Here is a 17156-nt window from a genome sequence, read left to right as displayed (position 1 = left end):
ATTTTAGAAAGGATTAATATGTCTAAAAAAATTATTGAAAACCTTTATTTAGGTGACATGAATAGTACTGTATATAATGCTGATTTAGTTATTTCATGTGCTGAAGAAACATTTGATGAAAAAATGTTGTCAAAAAACATTAATGTAATAAATGAAAATAAAATTAAAATGAAAGATAAAAACAAATACTATTATAGATTTGAAGATTATCCTTATGTTGATTCATTAGATATAAATTTAATTAAAGATGTATTTAATTTAATCGATAATAATATTGAAAATAAAGTTATTTATATTCATTGTATATGAGGTGTTAACAGAAGTGCGAGTATTGTATTTATGTATTTGGTTAATAAAGGGTTTTTAACTAATTCTGATTATAATAAAGCTAGAAGGGATTTTTTAAGCATTTATCCTAAACATAGTCCAAACCCAGGTTGAAAAGAATTTTTAGAAAAAAATTATCCTTATAACTTTAAATAATATAGAATGGTAATAAAAAAATGACTAATTCTGACTTTGTTATATTAATAATTTTCATAACTTGATTTTTAGCATTTGTTATTGCATTAATCTTGTACTTAATAAATAGATTAAAATATAAAAAATTAAAAACTTTTATAGATAAAAAAACTAATCTTATAAATAAATATAAGAAAGAATTTATATTAGAAAAAATTAAAATTAATTATAGCTTAAATGAAAATGAAAATTGTTATTATAAAGGTTTAAGTTGTAAAATTTACAATATAAAAATAAAAAAAATGAAAATAAACAAAAAACTAATTAGTAAAATTGATGTCTATATAACCAATTTTTCGATTGTTGTGTTATTTTCACAAGAATATATAAAATATAATATAAATAATATTGACTCTTATTATCTAGATCAAAAATACATAAATGGCGAATGGTTAAATACAGTATTCATTAAAATTCAAAATGATAAATTTTTTTTAATAGATGATGCATTAAAAATATATTTCACTATAAATAAATTATTGAAAGGAGAATAAAATGCCAAATTTTAATATAGTTAGTTTAATAACTGGTTTTGTCTTATTTTTAATAATTGCTATAATTAGTTTTTATTTTGTAATTGATCTATCACTTAAATTAAACAAATTAAAAAAATTTAAATCAACTATTTATTACAAAAATAAAGTTCTTATTTTATTGTTTATATTAAATTTTTTATTTTTAAATTTGTTAATAATTATAGCAAATATAATAACATTTATTTTATCGATCATATATATTAATATTTATAATTTTATACCTCTAATTTTTACAATTTTTTATGTTTCATATATTTTATATATATTATGTCTAATTTTATTACTTTATAAATATAATGAATCACTATATATTATTATTTATGAAGACAACCTAATAACTATAAACAATGTAATTAAAAAGAAAGAAATACTTAATATTGACAATGATTTAAAAAGAAAAAAACTATTTTTAACTCACTTTGATGATGGCGCTAAAACAACTATCAAGTTTAAATATGATTATAAATTAAAAGATTTTCTAAATAATTTTATAATTTTAGAAAAAAATTAGCAATATATTATACCAATAAAAATATAAAATTATAAGTTGTTAAAAACTTATTTTTTATATTAAAATAAAGTTGTTGGTTTTTTTAATAATTACGAACAGAGAGGTATAACTTTATGAGAAATAAAAATCTTGGTATTTCAGTTTATCCTGAACATTTTACTGAAGAAGAAACAAAAACTTATTTAAAAAAATGTTATGATTCTGGTTTTAGAAAAGTGTTTTTATCAATTCTTCAATTAGGTGAAAAACCTGATAAATCATTATTAGAATATTATGAAAGAACAATATTGTATGCAAAAGAATTGGGTTATTATACAGTAGTTGATATTGCAGATGTTACATTAAAAATGTATAACATTACTGATAATGATCTTTCATTCTTTATAACAAAAGGAATTGATTGTGTTAGATTAGATGTGCCTTTATTGGCTCAAAAAGTAGCACAAACTACTTATCAAGGTTTAGATATTCAGATTAATGCAAGTAATAACGATCATTTTGTAACTAATATTTGTGATTTTATGCCAAATAAAGACAGATTATTTGGATGTCATAATTTTTATCCATTAGCAGATAGTGCACTTTCAGATGAACTTTTTTTAGAATCTACTAAAATTTTTAGAGATTTAGATATTGAAGTTAGTTGTTTTGTGGGATCGGATTTTGGAAAAAAAGGACCTCAAAAATACGATGTTAGTAAATTAGTTAGTTGTGAAAGTTACAGAAATCTGAAATTAAAAAATCAAATAAAATTAGCTTTATCAACAAATTTATTTGAAACAATTTATGTCGGGAATCAGCCATTAAGTGAAGAAGAAATTAAAAGTATTAAAGAAATAAAATTTGATAATGTTTTTGAATTTGACATCAAATTAGAAAAAAATGTCACTGATTATGAATTGGAAATAATAAATTTTAACAATCATTTCTGAAGAGGAGACGCAAATGAAAACTTCATTCGTTCAACTCAACCAAGGGTAGTATTTAAAGATGATATTAAACCTAATAATATCAATAACACTTATAACTTTGGGGATGTTTGTATTATAAATTCCAATAATAAACACTACCAAAAAGAAGTGTTAATAGTACTTAAAGATAATTATAAAAATTTTGATAATACAGTAAATAAAATAGGGCAAATATCATCAGATGATTTACTACTGTTAAGAAATATTAAACCATGAAATAAATTTAGGTTTAATATCATTTAATAATTTTACAGAAAGTAGTGAAATTCAATATGATGAAAAGTATCTTAAATCAAATTAATCAAATAGCAAAACACTCAGATAATATTAGTTTTAAAGTAATAGCTGAGTTTATTGGAAATAATTTTGAAAATTTAGATAATTATACAATTTTTGATGTGTCTAAGTTAACAAACACCAGTGCATCTACAATTACAAGGTTTTGTAAAAAAATAGGTTTAACTGGATATAAAAGTTTATATTGAACAATCCAAACACATAAAAAAATAATGGATGAACAAAATGAAGCACCATACGAAGAAGTTAGATGCATGTTAACTGATGTTGTAGTAAATTCTATAAATGGAGCTGCATTTTATTCTAAAAATAGAATTGAACGTATTGTAAATTCTATAAATGAAGCAAAAAATATTTACATTTTTGGAACTGGTAATGATTCATTTTTAATACATTTATTTATTAATTGACTTATTAAAATTAATCTTAAAACATTTTATGTAGCAGATTTAACATGTCAACAGTCTTTTACAGAAATTATCAATTCAAATGATATTGCAATTGTAATTTCATATTCATTAAAAGAAAATGACTATTCTAATATAATTGAAAAATTAAATTATAAAAACATAAATACATTAATAATAACAAATGAAAATGAAAATGAATTAATAAAAAATAAAGATCTTACTTTGAAATTACCAGTCAATGAATCTATTAATAAATCTAACGACGAATCATACTTTGCAGTTCTTTATTATTTAAGAATTATTTATTATAAATTATTAGAACTAAATAGACACAAAGTAAATTTTAATAAATTGTGTATAAATTAAAATTTATTTCACATTAAAAAATAAAAATCTAAAGTATTAATAATATAATTTTTATTGGAAAGGATTGTTATAAATTAACATTCTTACATTGTTTAATATTCAAGAATTAGCATTTCTTATCAATAAAATTCCTAATGTTTTAAACCTAGTTTAACTAGGTTTTTTGTTTATTTATATATATAATATATAGAGTTATAAATTAATTTTATTAAATAAACACTTTATATGTGTTTAAAAAAATGTAAAATTATATAAAGGAGACATTGGATTATGTTAGAGTATTTTTTAAACAAAGAAGAACAAAAAGCATTTTCAAAAGCAAATTTAAACAAGCTTAAAAAAGAAGATTTTTTTAGTTACTTACAAATGGAAGAAAGAGTATTAGAATCATTAATCAATTATTTTGATACAACTGACAAGAAAAATCTGATTTTAGAAATGAAAATTAACAAGCAAAAAGATTATGTTGATAAGTTAAATAAATACTATTATGATGTTATATTGTTAAAACCAACTGAAGAAATGGATATAAAAAGAATTGCAAAAGAATTTAAAAAAACTATAAAACCTTATAAAAAGATTTTAAAATATTAATATGGAGTCGTTAATTATTAAAAATGCAAAGTTTATAAAATCTGCTGCAAGTAAGGAAGGTTGAATTCAAGATTCAATTAAGGAAGTTTGTTTTATTGGTAGAAGTAATGTCGGTAAATCAACTTTTATAAATTCATTAACAAATAATAAAAAATTAGCTAAAACATCATCGACCCCTGGTAAAACTAGACTTTTAAATTTTTTTGAAATAAATAATGGTGAGTTTAGAATTGTCGATGCTCCTGGTTATGGATTTGCAAGAGTGAGTAATGATTTAAAAATAAGTTTTGCAAAAATGATGGATGAATATCTTACAAATAGAGATAATTTAAAGTTCATTTGTCAGTTAGTAGATCTAAGACATAAACCAACAAACGATGACATTGAAATGTATAATTTTTTTAAGTATCATAGCAAAAAAGTTTTTATTATAGCTACAAAAAAAGATAAATGTAAAAAAAATGATATTAAAAAAAATGAAAAACTTATTAAAGAAACACTTAAATTAAGTGAAGGTGATGAGTTCTTATCAATTTCATCAGTTAATAAAGATAACTTTGTTAATGTTTTAGATAAATTTAAGACTCTATTTTTATAAAATATAAATAAAAGAAGGTTGAAAAATGGTTGATACTATAAAAAGAATTGCAGCAACTGATATTGATGGAACAATTCTTTATAAATGAGATGAAATATCAAAAGAAAACAAGTTAAGTTTATTAGAATTTCAAAATAAATCTAATAATGCGCTTACATTAGTAACTGGAAGAAATTATTTTCTTGTTGATTTTTTAGTTGATGAATTAAATATCAAGTTACCAATAGTTTGTTCAAATGGTTCTTCTGTAATAGATCCAATTACAAAAAAATATATCTTTAAAAATCATTTTAAAAAAGATGAAATAAAATTAATAATGGAAGAATTTCATAAAAATAAAATTGATTTTGTTATGCATAATGATTTTAGAGCTCATATAATAAAAAATGATCCATGATATAAACATTTTTGTACAAGTGATGCTAAAATAAAATTTGATGATAATGAAAATAATAAAACTTTTTATATATATAACTCAATAAGAGAATTAATTGATGAGTCAGTTAAAAATGATAATGAGTTTGTAAATATTGTATTGGACTGTAATACTTCTGACAAAATTAATTTAGCAAATAAATTAGTAAATAAATTGAACTTACAAAGTGTACAATTTGATTATCCTAGTGGTGCAAAAATCGAAATTTACAAAAAGGATGTTACTAAAAGTTATGGCTTAAGAAAACTTTTAAGACATTTAAGTGTTCAAGAAGATGATTTATATGTATTTGGAGATAATGTAAATGATATTTGTATGTTTGAAGATTTCAAAAATTCATTTGCAGTTGATAATGCAATATTTAAATTAAAATCACTTGCTAAGGAAGTAATTGAAAATGTTAGAGAGGGTGCAGTAGGAAAAAAACTGAATAATTTAATAAAAGAAGGTATCTATTTTAATATATAATCTTTAAAGATTTATTAAAATAAATACTTTTTTTTGAAATTAATTCTAAACATAATGATATCAATTCATTAAATTATTAATATATATTATAGTATATGTAGGTTATTAATTATTAACAAAATAACTAATATTTAATAGCTATTAGTAATTTATAAGGGGTACTATTATGTTGAAAACTATGAAATCAAAACCAAATTTTGTTTCTATGGATTTAGGGACCGCTAATACTCTTGTCTATATAACTGGACAAGGAATCGTTTATAATGAACCTTCAATTGTTGCATATAAAATTAGAGAGAATCGAATTATTGCAGTTGGTATTGAAGCCTATAAAATGATTGGAAAAGGTAATAAAAATATAAAAGTTATAAGACCTATGGTAAGTGGTGTAATAACTGATATACGTGCAACTGAAGCACAATTGAAACATATTTTTGAAAAATTAAGACTTACAAAAATACTTAAAAATTCTGTAATGTTACTAGCTTGTCCATCAGTTATAACTGAATTGGAAAAATCTGCTTTAAAAAAAATTGCAATAAATTTAGGTGCTCAAGAAGTATTTATTGAAGAAGAAGTTAAAATGGCTGGACTTGGCGGTGGTGTTAATATTTATGCACCTGTAGGAAATTTAATTATCGATACTGGTGGTGGTACAACTGATATTGCTGTGGTTTCATCAGGTGATATTGTTGTATCTAAATCTATTAAAGTTGCTGGAAACTACTTAAATGAAGAATGCCAAAAATTTATTAGATCACAATATGGATTAGAAATTGGTAGTAAAACAGCAGAGTCAATAAAAATAAATATTGGTTCATTGAGCAGATATCCAGATGAACGAAGAATGAAAGTTTATGGACGTGACGTTGTTTCAGGTTTGCCAAGAGAAGTTGAAATTACACCTGAAGAAGTTCGTGAAGTATTAAAAGTACCAGTATCAAGAATAGTTGACTTAACTGTACAAGTTCTTGAAGATACACCACCAGAATTAGCTGGAGATATCTTTAGAAATGGTATAACAATTTGTGGTGGTGGAGCACTTATTAGAGGTATTGATAAATACTTTGCAGATACTTTGCAATTGCCAACAAAAATAGGAGAGTTGCCATTATTAGCAGTTATAAACGGAACTAAAAAATTTGAAGCTGAAGTATGACACATGATTGATCTTTCTAAGAAAAGAATTCAATTAGACACAATAATTTAAAGTAAGTATTAACTTACTTTTTTTTATAATAAATTGTAAATAAAAATAAATATTATATATAATTAATATTGAACTAAAAGGAGAATTATGAAAAAGATTATTACTTTACTTACTTCTATATCTTTAACAGCATCATTATCAACATTTGCTATTTCATGTGGTAAAAAAGAAGAACAAGCCAAAACTATATTAGGTAATATTATAACTAATTTAGATTTAGGTGATTTGCAAAAAGGGGAAAATGATGTTCCTTCTAAAGAGACAATTTATAATAAAATTTTTGAACTACATAAAGAAAAATGAGAAGAAAACAATATTAAATTTACATTAACTGATTTCAGCATACCATTAGATAGTTGAAAGAATACTTATGCATCAATTGAGGCGAATGAAGATAGTAGTTTCACAGGAAAAGTTTTAGTTAATTATAAAACTGTTTAATTTATTTTTAAAAGCACCGATTATATAAATGGGTGCTTTTTATGTATTTATTAGGAAAAATTGTAAATATAGAAGAAAATGAAATTACAATAGAAAGTAATAACAATGGTTATATTGGAAAGTTTATTTCTGATAGAGCCTATAAAATAAATGAAGAATTAAAAGTTTGATATTTATTTTATAAAAATGAATATTATATAAAATATTTATTTTTTGATGATTTTAAATTATGAAAATTAAGTACTTTTATAATTGATATAAGTAATGTTGGTTTTAAAACATTGGAAAAAATATATAAAAATATAAATTATGATAATTTAATAAAATATTCTTTAAATTATGATATTGAAAGTATTGTAAACAAGACAAGAGTAAATTCAGTAGTAATTCGTAAGATTATTGAAAAAGTTAGAAAAGAACTTCTTAGTGTAAAATTTTCTAACAAACAACTTACAATAATTAATTCATTGTATAATTTAGGTTATAATTTAAGTTCAATATACTCAGCAATTAGTGAAATCGACTTTAAACAAAAAGATGAAATTATTGTATTAGAGGCAATAAACAAATTAAATGAAGTCAAACAATAACTTAAGACCTAATTGTTTTGATGAATATATTGGACAAAAAAATATTATTGAGAACTTAAAAATATTTATTGAATCAGCTATTAAAAGAAAGGATTCATTAGATCATATATTATTAAATGGAAACAGTGGTCTAGGTAAAACTAGCTTAGCAATTTTAATAGCTAAAACTATGTCTAAGAAGATTTATACATTAAATGGTACTAGTTTACAAAAACCAAGTGATATAATTTCACCTTTAACTTCATTAAAAGAAGGGGAGTTTTTATTTATTGATGAGGTACATGCTTGTTCAAAAGAAGTGTTTGAAGTTTTGTATCCAGTACTTGAAGATGGAAGAATTAATGTAATAATAGGAAAAGAATACAACTCAAAAATAATCAACATTAAATTGGCAAACTTTACATTAATTGCTGCAACAACAGAAATAAATAAGCTTTCAATACCTTTTATTAATAGATTTCCAATTAATTTTAATTTTAAAGATTATAATGATGAAGAGATAGCAAAAATAATAGAAATTAATATTAAAAAAATAAATATAAATTTAAATTACAAAACAATAAATATAATTTCTAAATATTGTAAAAGTAATCCTCGAGTTGCAATAAATTTATTAAAAAGGTTACAAGATTATATTATATGTGATAATGTAAATATAGTAGATGAAAATACTATTTTAAAAATTTTAAATAAACTTGAAATATATAAATATGGTATATCAAGTTTAGAAATTAATTATTTAAAGTTATTGCAAAATTATAAAATATTAGGCTTGGAACATATAGCACAGTTGCTTTCATTGTCACAAAGCATAATTGTTTCAAATATTGAACCAATTTTGTATAAAAATAGTCTAATTATTAAAACACCAAAAGGAAGAAAAATAACATCAAAAGGTGAAATATACCTTAGAAAAATCAATTCTATTTAGATTATTAAAACTCATAAAGGGTTTAATTAATTAATTGAAAAGTGTATAATAAATGTATAGTATGGAGTGAATTCTAATGAGCGAAAAAATCTATAATATTAAGAAGTCAAATTTAGGTAAAATATCATTCCTGGAAGGTACTTCTTTTATTTCTATATCTGCAATTGGCGATGACAATAAAAGATTTAGGGGTGTTTTAATTGTAAGAACACCAGAAGAAGCTGTTAAAAAATTCTCAAGTTGGGCAATGGATTTTGCTTATTCGCATATATCAGATAGATTAACATTTCATAATTCAATTGTAAATTATTTAATAGAAAATTGAATGGATAATGGTATAAAATCATTTCAGAAAGATATGTATGAACATTTTGGTTTTGAAGAATTTAAGGATATGGACCCTGTTGTTTTTATTAAATCAGAACCAGAAATGGTTCCACTATGTATGATACATATAGCAGCTAAATTCACTAATGGTTATTTCCAGGTACCTGTAAATGGTCTTGAAATATCAATTAGATATGTAAAAAATGTTTTAGCAATTAATTTTTGAGAAGATGATATTGATGCTAATAAAATTAACGAGAATGATAAATGTGAATAAATTTAAAAAAATTACACTATCTATAATGATGTTAGCAATACCTTCATCTGTTTTATCATGTTCAACTAATACAATTAATCCAGACTTTGAAAATGCAAATTATTTAGTTGCATATTCTAATATTTTCAATTCTACCAAAAATGGATTTTATAATTTATTACCTGATTTAAAGTTAAAAAATCAAAAAAATAAAAATGCAAAAAAGTTTTTATTTAAAGATAATAATATTGTTTTAAATTGCATTGAGTTTAAATGTGATGATAATAAATTTGAAGGCACTAAATTGACAAATGAAAATTACGCTAATCCAAATTTAATAAATGAAAAAAGTGATTTGATAAGTAACGTTCAGATTGCATTTGATTCTATAGCTTATAGTTATGGAATTGGACCATTAAGTAAAGATAACATATTTTATGATTTTTCTGATTTAAATCTTACAGTTGATTATAACAATACATTTTACAAATTCATAAGAGATGAGGATAATAATAATATTATTAAATTTTATACTACGCAAAGCACAATTATATCTAACAAAGATAGTTCAGAACAGCAAAATAATTATTCAATCCTTAACGAAAATGTCGATTTTGATCTTGATATTATAAAATCTTTTTTACCAGTTTACTTTAAAACTGATGAAACTGTACCAATAGATTATAATCTTGAAGTTAAAGAAATACAGTCTGAATCAAAAGAAGATTCTGATGATAATGAAACTAAATATTATCTTAATTTATCATTTGAATTTGATGAGAAAAAACTCGAAAACGAACCAATAATTGATAACCTTGCTAATATTCTTACAAATATTTTATTTTACATTGAACCAATTAAATTTGTTGATAAAACTCATGAAATTTTAATAGAAAGTAATGAATCAAATACTGGTGATGAGCCAAATGTTGGTGAAAAGCTAATTGATGTTTTAAATTCAGAACCAGAAGAAGAAATTGATTATTCAAAATTAGAATACTTTAGAAATAAAACTTGAAAAACAAGTACTTTTAGCAATCCTATTAATATTAAAGATAAAAATATAAGTTACATAGAAATTAAAACAAAGTACCATAATTTGCCGCCAAAAGAGGAAATAGAATAATGAAAAAAATATTATCTTTATTAACAGCTTTATCAATGTCTAGTACAAGTATCAGTGTAATTTCTTGTGAACAAATTGAATCATTTCCTTCTAAACATGCAAATGTCAATACAACTACTCTCGAAAAATTTTTCTTACCAGAAAATAACTTAAAACCATATAATACAAAATATATGGAATTAATTAATAATTCATGAGAACATATCGGTTTCAATAATAATATATCAACACATAAAATAGATCATAGCATTGTAGATATAAGTGAAAAAGAATTATTAACAGATTTTTTTAATAGTTTAGTAAATTTATATACACCTTCAAAAGATAAAAACAATCTATATGACTTTACAGGTTTAACATTTTATATAGAAAACATATTTTTAAATCTTATAAGTGTTGACGTTAATCTAGAATTAACTGTAAACTCTGATATTGCAATTACTATTAAAAAAGGTTGAAAAACAGTTGGTAAAATTCTTTTAACTCTTGAAAATGACATACCATACAACATAAATGAAACAATATACTTTATAAATAAAATTTTTTATTCAACAAAATTTGTTAAATCAATTACTAAAAATGAAGATAAAAAAACAATTGATGTTTTTGATTTTATAATTAATAGTAATTTAAATGAAAAAAATTTCGATGAATTTTTTGAAGATATAACTATAAAATCAAAATTAATAAGTAATTTATCATTTGCAAAAAAACAATTCTCTTTTGTAAATGATAAAGATATTTTATACTTAACATTTAATAATTTTAAGTATAAAATTATCTCTTAAACATATTGTTTTCATTTTTGTACAAATAATTAATTAAATCAATCTTTGAACATAATTCTTCACAAGACATTATCCCTTTATTGAAAATAATTATTTTATTATTATCAACATTCTTAATATTGGTTATGTCTGAAATTTCTGAATCATCTATTTCACTCGAAATTATACTATTAAAATAATGCTCAATTATTTCACTTGCTTCAAGTTTTTTTATAAAGTCATCATCTGATTCTAGTACTTTTAATTCTTCTTCATAATTAATACTTTGTTTCTTATTTTGATTTGACCAAGATTTAAATAATTCAAGACTTTCATTATAGCTACTTTCAATAATATATTTTAAATCTTCATAATCTATGTCATTTATTGAAGTTTCATTCCCGAGTTTATTTAAAATACTATTAAATAACTTAGTTGAATTACCTAAATTTTTTGTAATATTATTTATTTGCATTTTTATAATTAATTCGGTTATTTTTTCTTCTATATTTTTACCTTCCTTATCAAGAGTTTCAGCTATTTCTTCAGAAGCTTCTTCACTAAATAATTTTAAATCATCTGTTTTCATTTTATAAAAATTATGTTTATTAACGAATTTTTGCATTGAATCATAATCTTTTATTTCTTCTAAATCAGTTTTTATTGAGTTTAAATAAAAGTTAGCAACGCTCATATTTAATTTAAAACCGCCTAAATCAGATTCGTTATCATTCAAAAAATTAGATTTAATTAGATTAATTTTTTTTATAAAGTAATCTTTAAATCATTTTGCAGATATTTCATCAATAAATTCAATTAAATTTTTATTGCTTTTCATTTCTTCACCTATATTTTTATATTACATTATAATACTATATTATATTAAAAAAATTATGATATTATTTAAAAGTAGGTATAAATGATGAAATTAAATTCTATTCAAGTTATTGATGAAGGATATTTTCTAATAAATGAAAATCAAACATTTAGATTTGATAAAGAAGTTGCAAAAAATTACATTGAAAAAATTGAGTTTCCAATTATAATATTAGATACTGAATTTTTTAATTATTCCCATGATATCAATAATGAATTTGAAGAAAAATTATATAATGAAAATAATAAAGATTTAGTTTACGTTGTGCAATATTCTTTTGCCAAATCTTTAAAAGAAATATCATCAAGAGATAACAAAAAAGCAATTAAATCAATAAGCATAAAAAGAAGTTATAACGATAGTAGTTATAATTTTTATAGTCAATATGAAAAAATGATAATTTCTTTTTTAAATATGTGTCGCAATAAAGATATCAGAACTATTGTGTGTGCAGGGGCAAGTAATGATATAAAAATTATTAAACTATGAGTTAACAATAATAGAAAATTGTTTTCTAAGAAACCACTAAAAATGACTTATTTAAATAAAGAAAAAAATGAACTAAATGTAAAAAACTTTGATGTTTATGATATTCTTGAAAATTGTTTTTCATTTTCAAACACAAAAAATGATGGTACTGAATTTTGAAATAAAAATAATTTACCTTCTGGGAAACAAAATGATGAAATGATTACATTAACTAGTATGAAAAAATTTTTTGATTGGTTTGAAGGAAATGTAGATAATATTTTCAAGAATGAAAAAACAGATATTTATTCTATGTGCTGTGAGACATATTCTTTTTTTTCATATCCAAATACTAAAAAAATTAGTTTTGAGTCATATAAACATATGAATAAAACTTTAAAAAAAGTTATTGATCATTGTTATAATGATGTTCTTAAGATTTTAATTTTTTTAGAATTTATTTATGAATTTACTTATAATAATTATTTTAAAAATAAATTTATTAAAAAATAGTTTTTTTTAAATAATTAGGTATAATTTAATAAATGAAAAGGAGAAATATGCCATTCTTTAATAATAAACGAAAGCTTAAGCGCTAAATATTTGAAAGTTCAAATATTTTTTATTGCGCGAAATCTTTAAATTATTATTTAGATAGGGGTATTTATGTCAAATAGAGTAAAATCGTTAACGAAAATCTCAATATTTTTAATGAGTTTTTCAACAATCTTTGGATTTAGAAATATAATTAATAATCAAAATCAATTTGGAATATTAGCAGCCATTTTATTTTTAGTTGGTGGTGCTATTTATGCTATTCCATTAGTTATGATAACTTCAGAATTTGGAAGTGTTAAAAAATTAAAAGACCAAGAGTCTGGTTTGGGTAGTTTTTGTGTTTTTACATTAGGTAAAAAAGCAGGTTTTCTTGCAAGTTGATCAAGTTATTTTGGTAACTTATTCTTTTTTGCAACAATTGCACCTTTTACAGTTATTGCACTTAGTTTCTTTTTTTATGGTGCAAATGGATTTGATCAAATTGCTAAAATTTTAGTTGATAATAGTGGTCTTTCAACTGATAATTCAACAAGAGTTGGCGCTATAACATTAACATTATTTTCAATAATTTTATTTTGAACAGGAAGTTATGTATCAAAAAAAGGACCAAAATGATTAGGTAAAGTAACAAACATAGGTGGAATAGCAAGCTTATTATTAGGTTTAATTTTTATTATAATTGCATTACTTTATACTTTGCCAACTAAAGGTATTTTAACCAATATGAATTCAAGTTCATTTAATCCAATTACTGATGAAGAAAATGGATTTGATGGTGATTGATGATCATTTATTGGTGCATTTCCATGATTAATATTTGCTTATAACGGAATTGAAACTATGAGTGTATTTATTAAAGATACAAAAGGTGGTGCAAAGACTTTTAGAAATGCTTCACTAATCGGTATTATTTTAGTTGTGTTTTTGATGTTTATGGGTACCATTTTATTAAGTCTTACAATTTCACAAAGTCAAATTACAAAATGAGGAATTTCTAACTCATATTATTATGTTTTCCCAGCAATTTTAGGATTGGACATTGATTCTGGTGGTGGTAAAGCAATCATACATATTGTTGGATTAGTAACAGCGTTAAATGGAATAGGTTCTTTATTCTTTTGAACTTCTGCACCAGCAAAAGTTTTCTTTTCAGAAGTACCAGAAAATGTTATGGGTAAATTTTTATCAAAAACAGATAAAAATGGTACGCCAGTAAACGCTCTATACATTCAAGCAATTGTTGTTGCGATAATTTTATTGATTGTTGGTGCAACGACAACAGGTGATACAGATCAAGGTTCTAGTGAGTTTTTAACAAGAATAATTCAATCAGCAACAACACTAGCAATTGTTCAAATGTTCTTTTACTTTGTAGCCTATATTAAATTAAGAATTAATTTTAATGATGAAGAAAGAGACATTATATTTTTTAAAAATAAAAAAATACCAATAACTATTTCAATAATTACTTTGGTATTACTTGGAATAGCCTTCTTTTTTGGTGTTATTCCAAGTGTAAAATCTTGACAAACTGATTGGGTTAAATCACTAATTGATTTTTTATTCATATTTGGTGGATTTGTATTTTTTATAATTGTCGCAATTTTAGTATGACATTTTAATGTTGAAAGAAAAAATAAATTAATTAATAAAAAAACACAAATAGAATCTATAACTAATGATGAAAAAAACATTGATAATTTAACTGTTGAAAATAAAGATAGAAAATATAAAAAAAATAAATAGTAAATACTTTTTAAATAATTTTTATAATATAATTATTTAAAGGTGAAACATGCAAAATTACAAAAGAAAATCATTATTACTAAATTACTTTAAACCTTCTATATATCTTGAGAGTTATAAAAAGGTTAATTTAGCATCTTTAAAAAATAGTGGTATTAAATTATTACTATGTGATATGGATAATACCTTAATAGGATGGAATCAAAGAGTTCCAAGTAATGATGTTTTAAATTTTATTAAAAATGTTCATTATCATAATATGGAGTTTGTATTGTTTTCAAACAATATTAGAAGTAGAGTTGAAAATTTTGCAAAAAAAGCTGGAATAGATAATTATTTTTGAGATTGTAAAAAACCTTTGCTTGGTAAAATGAAACTAATTAAAAAACTTTTTGATTATAAAGAAGAAGAAATGATATTAATTGGTGATCAATTGGTTACTGATGTACTTGTTGCTAATAGAGCTCACATAAAAAGTATTTTAATATCTCCAATAAATAGAGATGTTAGTAGCAACAAATTGGTTCATTATCTTGAAAATAGTTTATTTAAAAAGTTAGCTCAAAAAAATATTCTACATGAAGGTTTTTATGACGAAGGTGATATCGGAGGAAATTATGAAATTCTTTAATGACAATAATGATGATAATAATAAAATTAAGGAAATTGAAAAAGAAGTTAATGATTTAGAGAACAAATTAATTAGTACTTCAAAAACTAATAATGAACAAAAAATCAAACAAACAAGTAAAGTTTCACTTAAAGAATATGAACCTGGCATTGGTAACACAACTAATTTTGATGGTAATGGTCCAAAAAAATGCGTAGGATGTGGGAAAGAGTTACAAATTAATGATGAAAAAATACCAGGTTATGTTATTGATATTGAAAAACAAGACTATTGTTTAAGATGTTTTAAAATAAAAAACTATAACAGACTTGTTGAACAAGATATAAATGATAAAGACTTTATTGAAATTTTAGATAACATAAATAAAGAAAAAGAAAAAATTAGATATTATTATGTTGTTGATATATTTGATTTACCAGGAAGTAGATTAGATTGGTTAGAAAAGTTAATTTCAACAAAAGAAGTGATAATACTTGCTAATAAGGTTGATTTATTGCCAAAAGCAGTCAGCAGTAAAAAAATATTGGATTTTTTAACTGATTATTTTAGTTCATCTCCATTAAAAAACTCAAAAATTATGCTGACTTCATCTATAAAAGATAGTTATATTTTTAATTTAATACTTGAGTTAAGAAAAATTAAGTACGATCAATACATTATAGGTATATCTAATGCTGGTAAATCAAGCTTAATAAATGCTTGTTTAAGACTGAACCAACAAATCCCATCAATAGTTACTTCAAAATATGTTAATACAACACTTGATAAAATAAAGATTAATTTTACTAAAGATAATTTTATTTATGATACACCAGGTTTAATAAAACATAAACATATTGCAATTGCAACAGCACCAAGTTATTGAGATTATTTCTTTTTTCAAAAAGAAATAAAACAAATTACTTATCAATTATACAAAGATCAAACAATATTTTATGGTGGCTTAGCATGATTTAGTTTTGATGATGGTGAGATTTTAAATGAAAAACAAAAACCAAAAAAAACTAGTTTTCATTTTTATGTTAATAAAAGACTACCATTACATAGAACTAAAACATTAAATGCAATGAATTATTTCAAAAAACATAGACATTCATTATCACCAAGATTAAAAGATATTAATTATGATTTCGTAACTCATAATTTTGACTTTGATAAAGTTGACAAAGTTGATATCCACATATCTGGTTTAGGATGAATAAATTTTGAAACATTTAAAGGAATGAAAGTGTCTATAACAGTACCTAAAACAGAATATGGTGTTTCTGTAAAACTGTTAAAGCCATTAATATAGAGGTATATCATGGAAATGGACGAACTTATAAAAAAAATTAATAATTTTGCTAAATTAGCTAAAAGTAGAAGTCTAACAGAATCAGAAATCATTGAAAGAAATAATTTAAGGCAAGAATATTTAAAAATATTTAAAAAAAATTTTGAGAATCAACTTAAAAGTATAAAAATTGTAAATCCAAATGAAGAAAAAAAATAATAAACAATTTAAATTGTTTATTATTTT

Annotated in this window: 21 protein-coding genes; 20 read left to right on the top strand and 1 reads right to left on the bottom strand. The window is 22.2% G+C overall.

The annotated features are described in order from the left end of the window. Positions 1–18 precede the first annotated feature (18 nt). The 15 genes from STURON_RS02735 (at position 19) to STURON_RS02665 (ending at position 11378) form a co-directional block, all read left to right on the top strand. A complete protein-coding gene (locus STURON_RS02735) occupies positions 19–483 on the top strand; it encodes a dual specificity protein phosphatase family protein (protein ID WP_075048354.1) in 465 nt (154 codons plus the stop codon). A gap of 20 nt (positions 484–503) precedes the next feature. Then, on the top strand, positions 504–1016 hold the full coding sequence (locus STURON_RS02730; protein WP_075048353.1) for a hypothetical protein: 513 nt from the start codon (positions 504–506) through the stop codon (positions 1014–1016). Between the two features lies 1 nt (position 1017). Then, positions 1018–1569, top strand: coding sequence for a hypothetical protein (locus STURON_RS02725; RefSeq protein WP_075048352.1), 552 nt, complete (start codon positions 1018–1020; stop codon positions 1567–1569). Positions 1570–1682: 113 nt separating this feature from the next. Continuing rightward, on the top strand, positions 1683–2783 hold the full coding sequence (locus STURON_RS02720; RefSeq protein WP_075048351.1) for a MupG family TIM beta-alpha barrel fold protein: 1101 nt from the start codon (positions 1683–1685) through the stop codon (positions 2781–2783). A 29-nt stretch (positions 2784–2812) separates the two neighbouring features. Further along, positions 2813–3613: a MurR/RpiR family transcriptional regulator gene (locus STURON_RS02715; RefSeq protein ID WP_075048350.1), complete on the top strand. Its 801-nt coding sequence runs from the start codon at positions 2813–2815 to the stop codon at positions 3611–3613. A gap of 270 nt (positions 3614–3883) precedes the next feature. Next, positions 3884–4207, top strand: a complete 324-nt coding sequence (locus STURON_RS02710) for a hypothetical protein (RefSeq protein ID WP_075048349.1) — start codon at positions 3884–3886, stop codon at positions 4205–4207. A gap of 13 nt (positions 4208–4220) precedes the next feature. Continuing rightward, complete coding sequence (gene yihA, locus STURON_RS02705) at positions 4221–4805, top strand: ribosome biogenesis GTP-binding protein YihA/YsxC (RefSeq protein ID WP_174519107.1); 585 nt, start codon at positions 4221–4223, stop codon at positions 4803–4805. A 25-nt stretch (positions 4806–4830) separates the two neighbouring features. Further along, a complete protein-coding gene (locus STURON_RS02700) occupies positions 4831–5709 on the top strand; it encodes a Cof-type HAD-IIB family hydrolase (RefSeq protein ID WP_075048347.1) in 879 nt (292 codons plus the stop codon). Between the two features lie 166 nt (positions 5710–5875). Beyond that, positions 5876–6919, top strand: coding sequence for a rod shape-determining protein (gene mreB / locus STURON_RS02695; protein ID WP_075048346.1), 1044 nt, complete (start codon positions 5876–5878; stop codon positions 6917–6919). Positions 6920–7006: 87 nt separating this feature from the next. Then, a complete protein-coding gene (locus STURON_RS02690) occupies positions 7007–7360 on the top strand; it encodes a lipoprotein (RefSeq protein WP_075048345.1) in 354 nt (117 codons plus the stop codon). 41 nt (positions 7361–7401) lie between these two features. After that, complete coding sequence (locus STURON_RS02685) at positions 7402–7950, top strand: hypothetical protein (protein WP_075048344.1); 549 nt, start codon at positions 7402–7404, stop codon at positions 7948–7950. Then, a complete protein-coding gene (ruvB, locus tag STURON_RS02680; protein ID WP_075048343.1) occupies positions 7934–8881 on the top strand; it encodes a Holliday junction branch migration DNA helicase RuvB in 948 nt (315 codons plus the stop codon). The genes STURON_RS02685 and ruvB overlap by 17 nt, the downstream gene beginning before the upstream one ends. 76 nt (positions 8882–8957) lie before the next feature. Continuing rightward, positions 8958–9485: a hypothetical protein gene (locus STURON_RS02675; protein WP_075048342.1), complete on the top strand. Its 528-nt coding sequence runs from the start codon at positions 8958–8960 to the stop codon at positions 9483–9485. Next, a complete protein-coding gene (locus tag STURON_RS02670) occupies positions 9478–10590 on the top strand; it encodes a hypothetical protein (RefSeq protein WP_144416179.1) in 1113 nt (370 codons plus the stop codon). Before STURON_RS02675 ends, STURON_RS02670 begins: the two co-directional genes overlap by 8 nt. Further along, positions 10590–11378, top strand: coding sequence for a hypothetical protein (locus STURON_RS02665; RefSeq protein ID WP_075048340.1), 789 nt, complete (start codon positions 10590–10592; stop codon positions 11376–11378). Before STURON_RS02670 ends, STURON_RS02665 begins: the two co-directional genes overlap by 1 nt. On the opposite strand, the gene STURON_RS02660 is transcribed toward STURON_RS02665, so the two are convergent. Further along, positions 11368–12195, bottom strand: a complete 828-nt coding sequence (locus STURON_RS02660) for a hypothetical protein (protein WP_075048339.1) — start codon at positions 12193–12195, stop codon at positions 11368–11370. The genes STURON_RS02665 and STURON_RS02660 overlap by 11 nt on opposite strands. An 81-nt stretch (positions 12196–12276) precedes the next feature. Between STURON_RS02660 and STURON_RS02655 the strand changes: the two genes are divergently transcribed. The 5 genes from STURON_RS02655 (at position 12277) to STURON_RS02635 (ending at position 17129) form a co-directional block, all read left to right on the top strand. Beyond that, complete coding sequence (locus STURON_RS02655; RefSeq protein ID WP_082677080.1) at positions 12277–13215, top strand: hypothetical protein; 939 nt, start codon at positions 12277–12279, stop codon at positions 13213–13215. Positions 13216–13368: 153 nt separating this feature from the next. Beyond that, the gene (locus STURON_RS02650; protein WP_075048337.1) at positions 13369–15006 is read left to right on the top strand and encodes an amino acid permease; all 1638 of its coding nucleotides are present in this window, start codon (positions 13369–13371) and stop codon (positions 15004–15006) included. A 49-nt stretch (positions 15007–15055) separates the two neighbouring features. After that, positions 15056–15637 (top strand): YqeG family HAD IIIA-type phosphatase, encoded by a 582-nt coding sequence (locus STURON_RS02645; RefSeq protein ID WP_075048336.1) that lies wholly within the window; start codon positions 15056–15058, stop codon positions 15635–15637. Next, on the top strand, positions 15624–16931 hold the full coding sequence (gene yqeH / locus STURON_RS02640) for a ribosome biogenesis GTPase YqeH (protein WP_158500510.1): 1308 nt from the start codon (positions 15624–15626) through the stop codon (positions 16929–16931). Before STURON_RS02645 ends, yqeH begins: the two co-directional genes overlap by 14 nt. Positions 16932–16946: 15 nt before the next feature. After that, positions 16947–17129 carry a DUF896 domain-containing protein gene (locus tag STURON_RS02635; RefSeq protein ID WP_201775735.1) on the top strand — a complete coding sequence of 61 codons (183 nt, stop codon included), beginning with the start codon at positions 16947–16949 and terminating at the stop codon, positions 17127–17129. Positions 17130–17156: the final 27 nt, after the last annotated feature.

The organism is Spiroplasma turonicum, from assembly GCF_001262715.1.
In the GTDB taxonomy this organism is placed as follows: Bacteria; Bacillota_I; Bacilli_A; order Mycoplasmatales; family Mycoplasmataceae; genus Spiroplasma_A; species Spiroplasma_A turonicum.
This window is presented reverse-complemented; position numbering and strand designations above follow the sequence as displayed.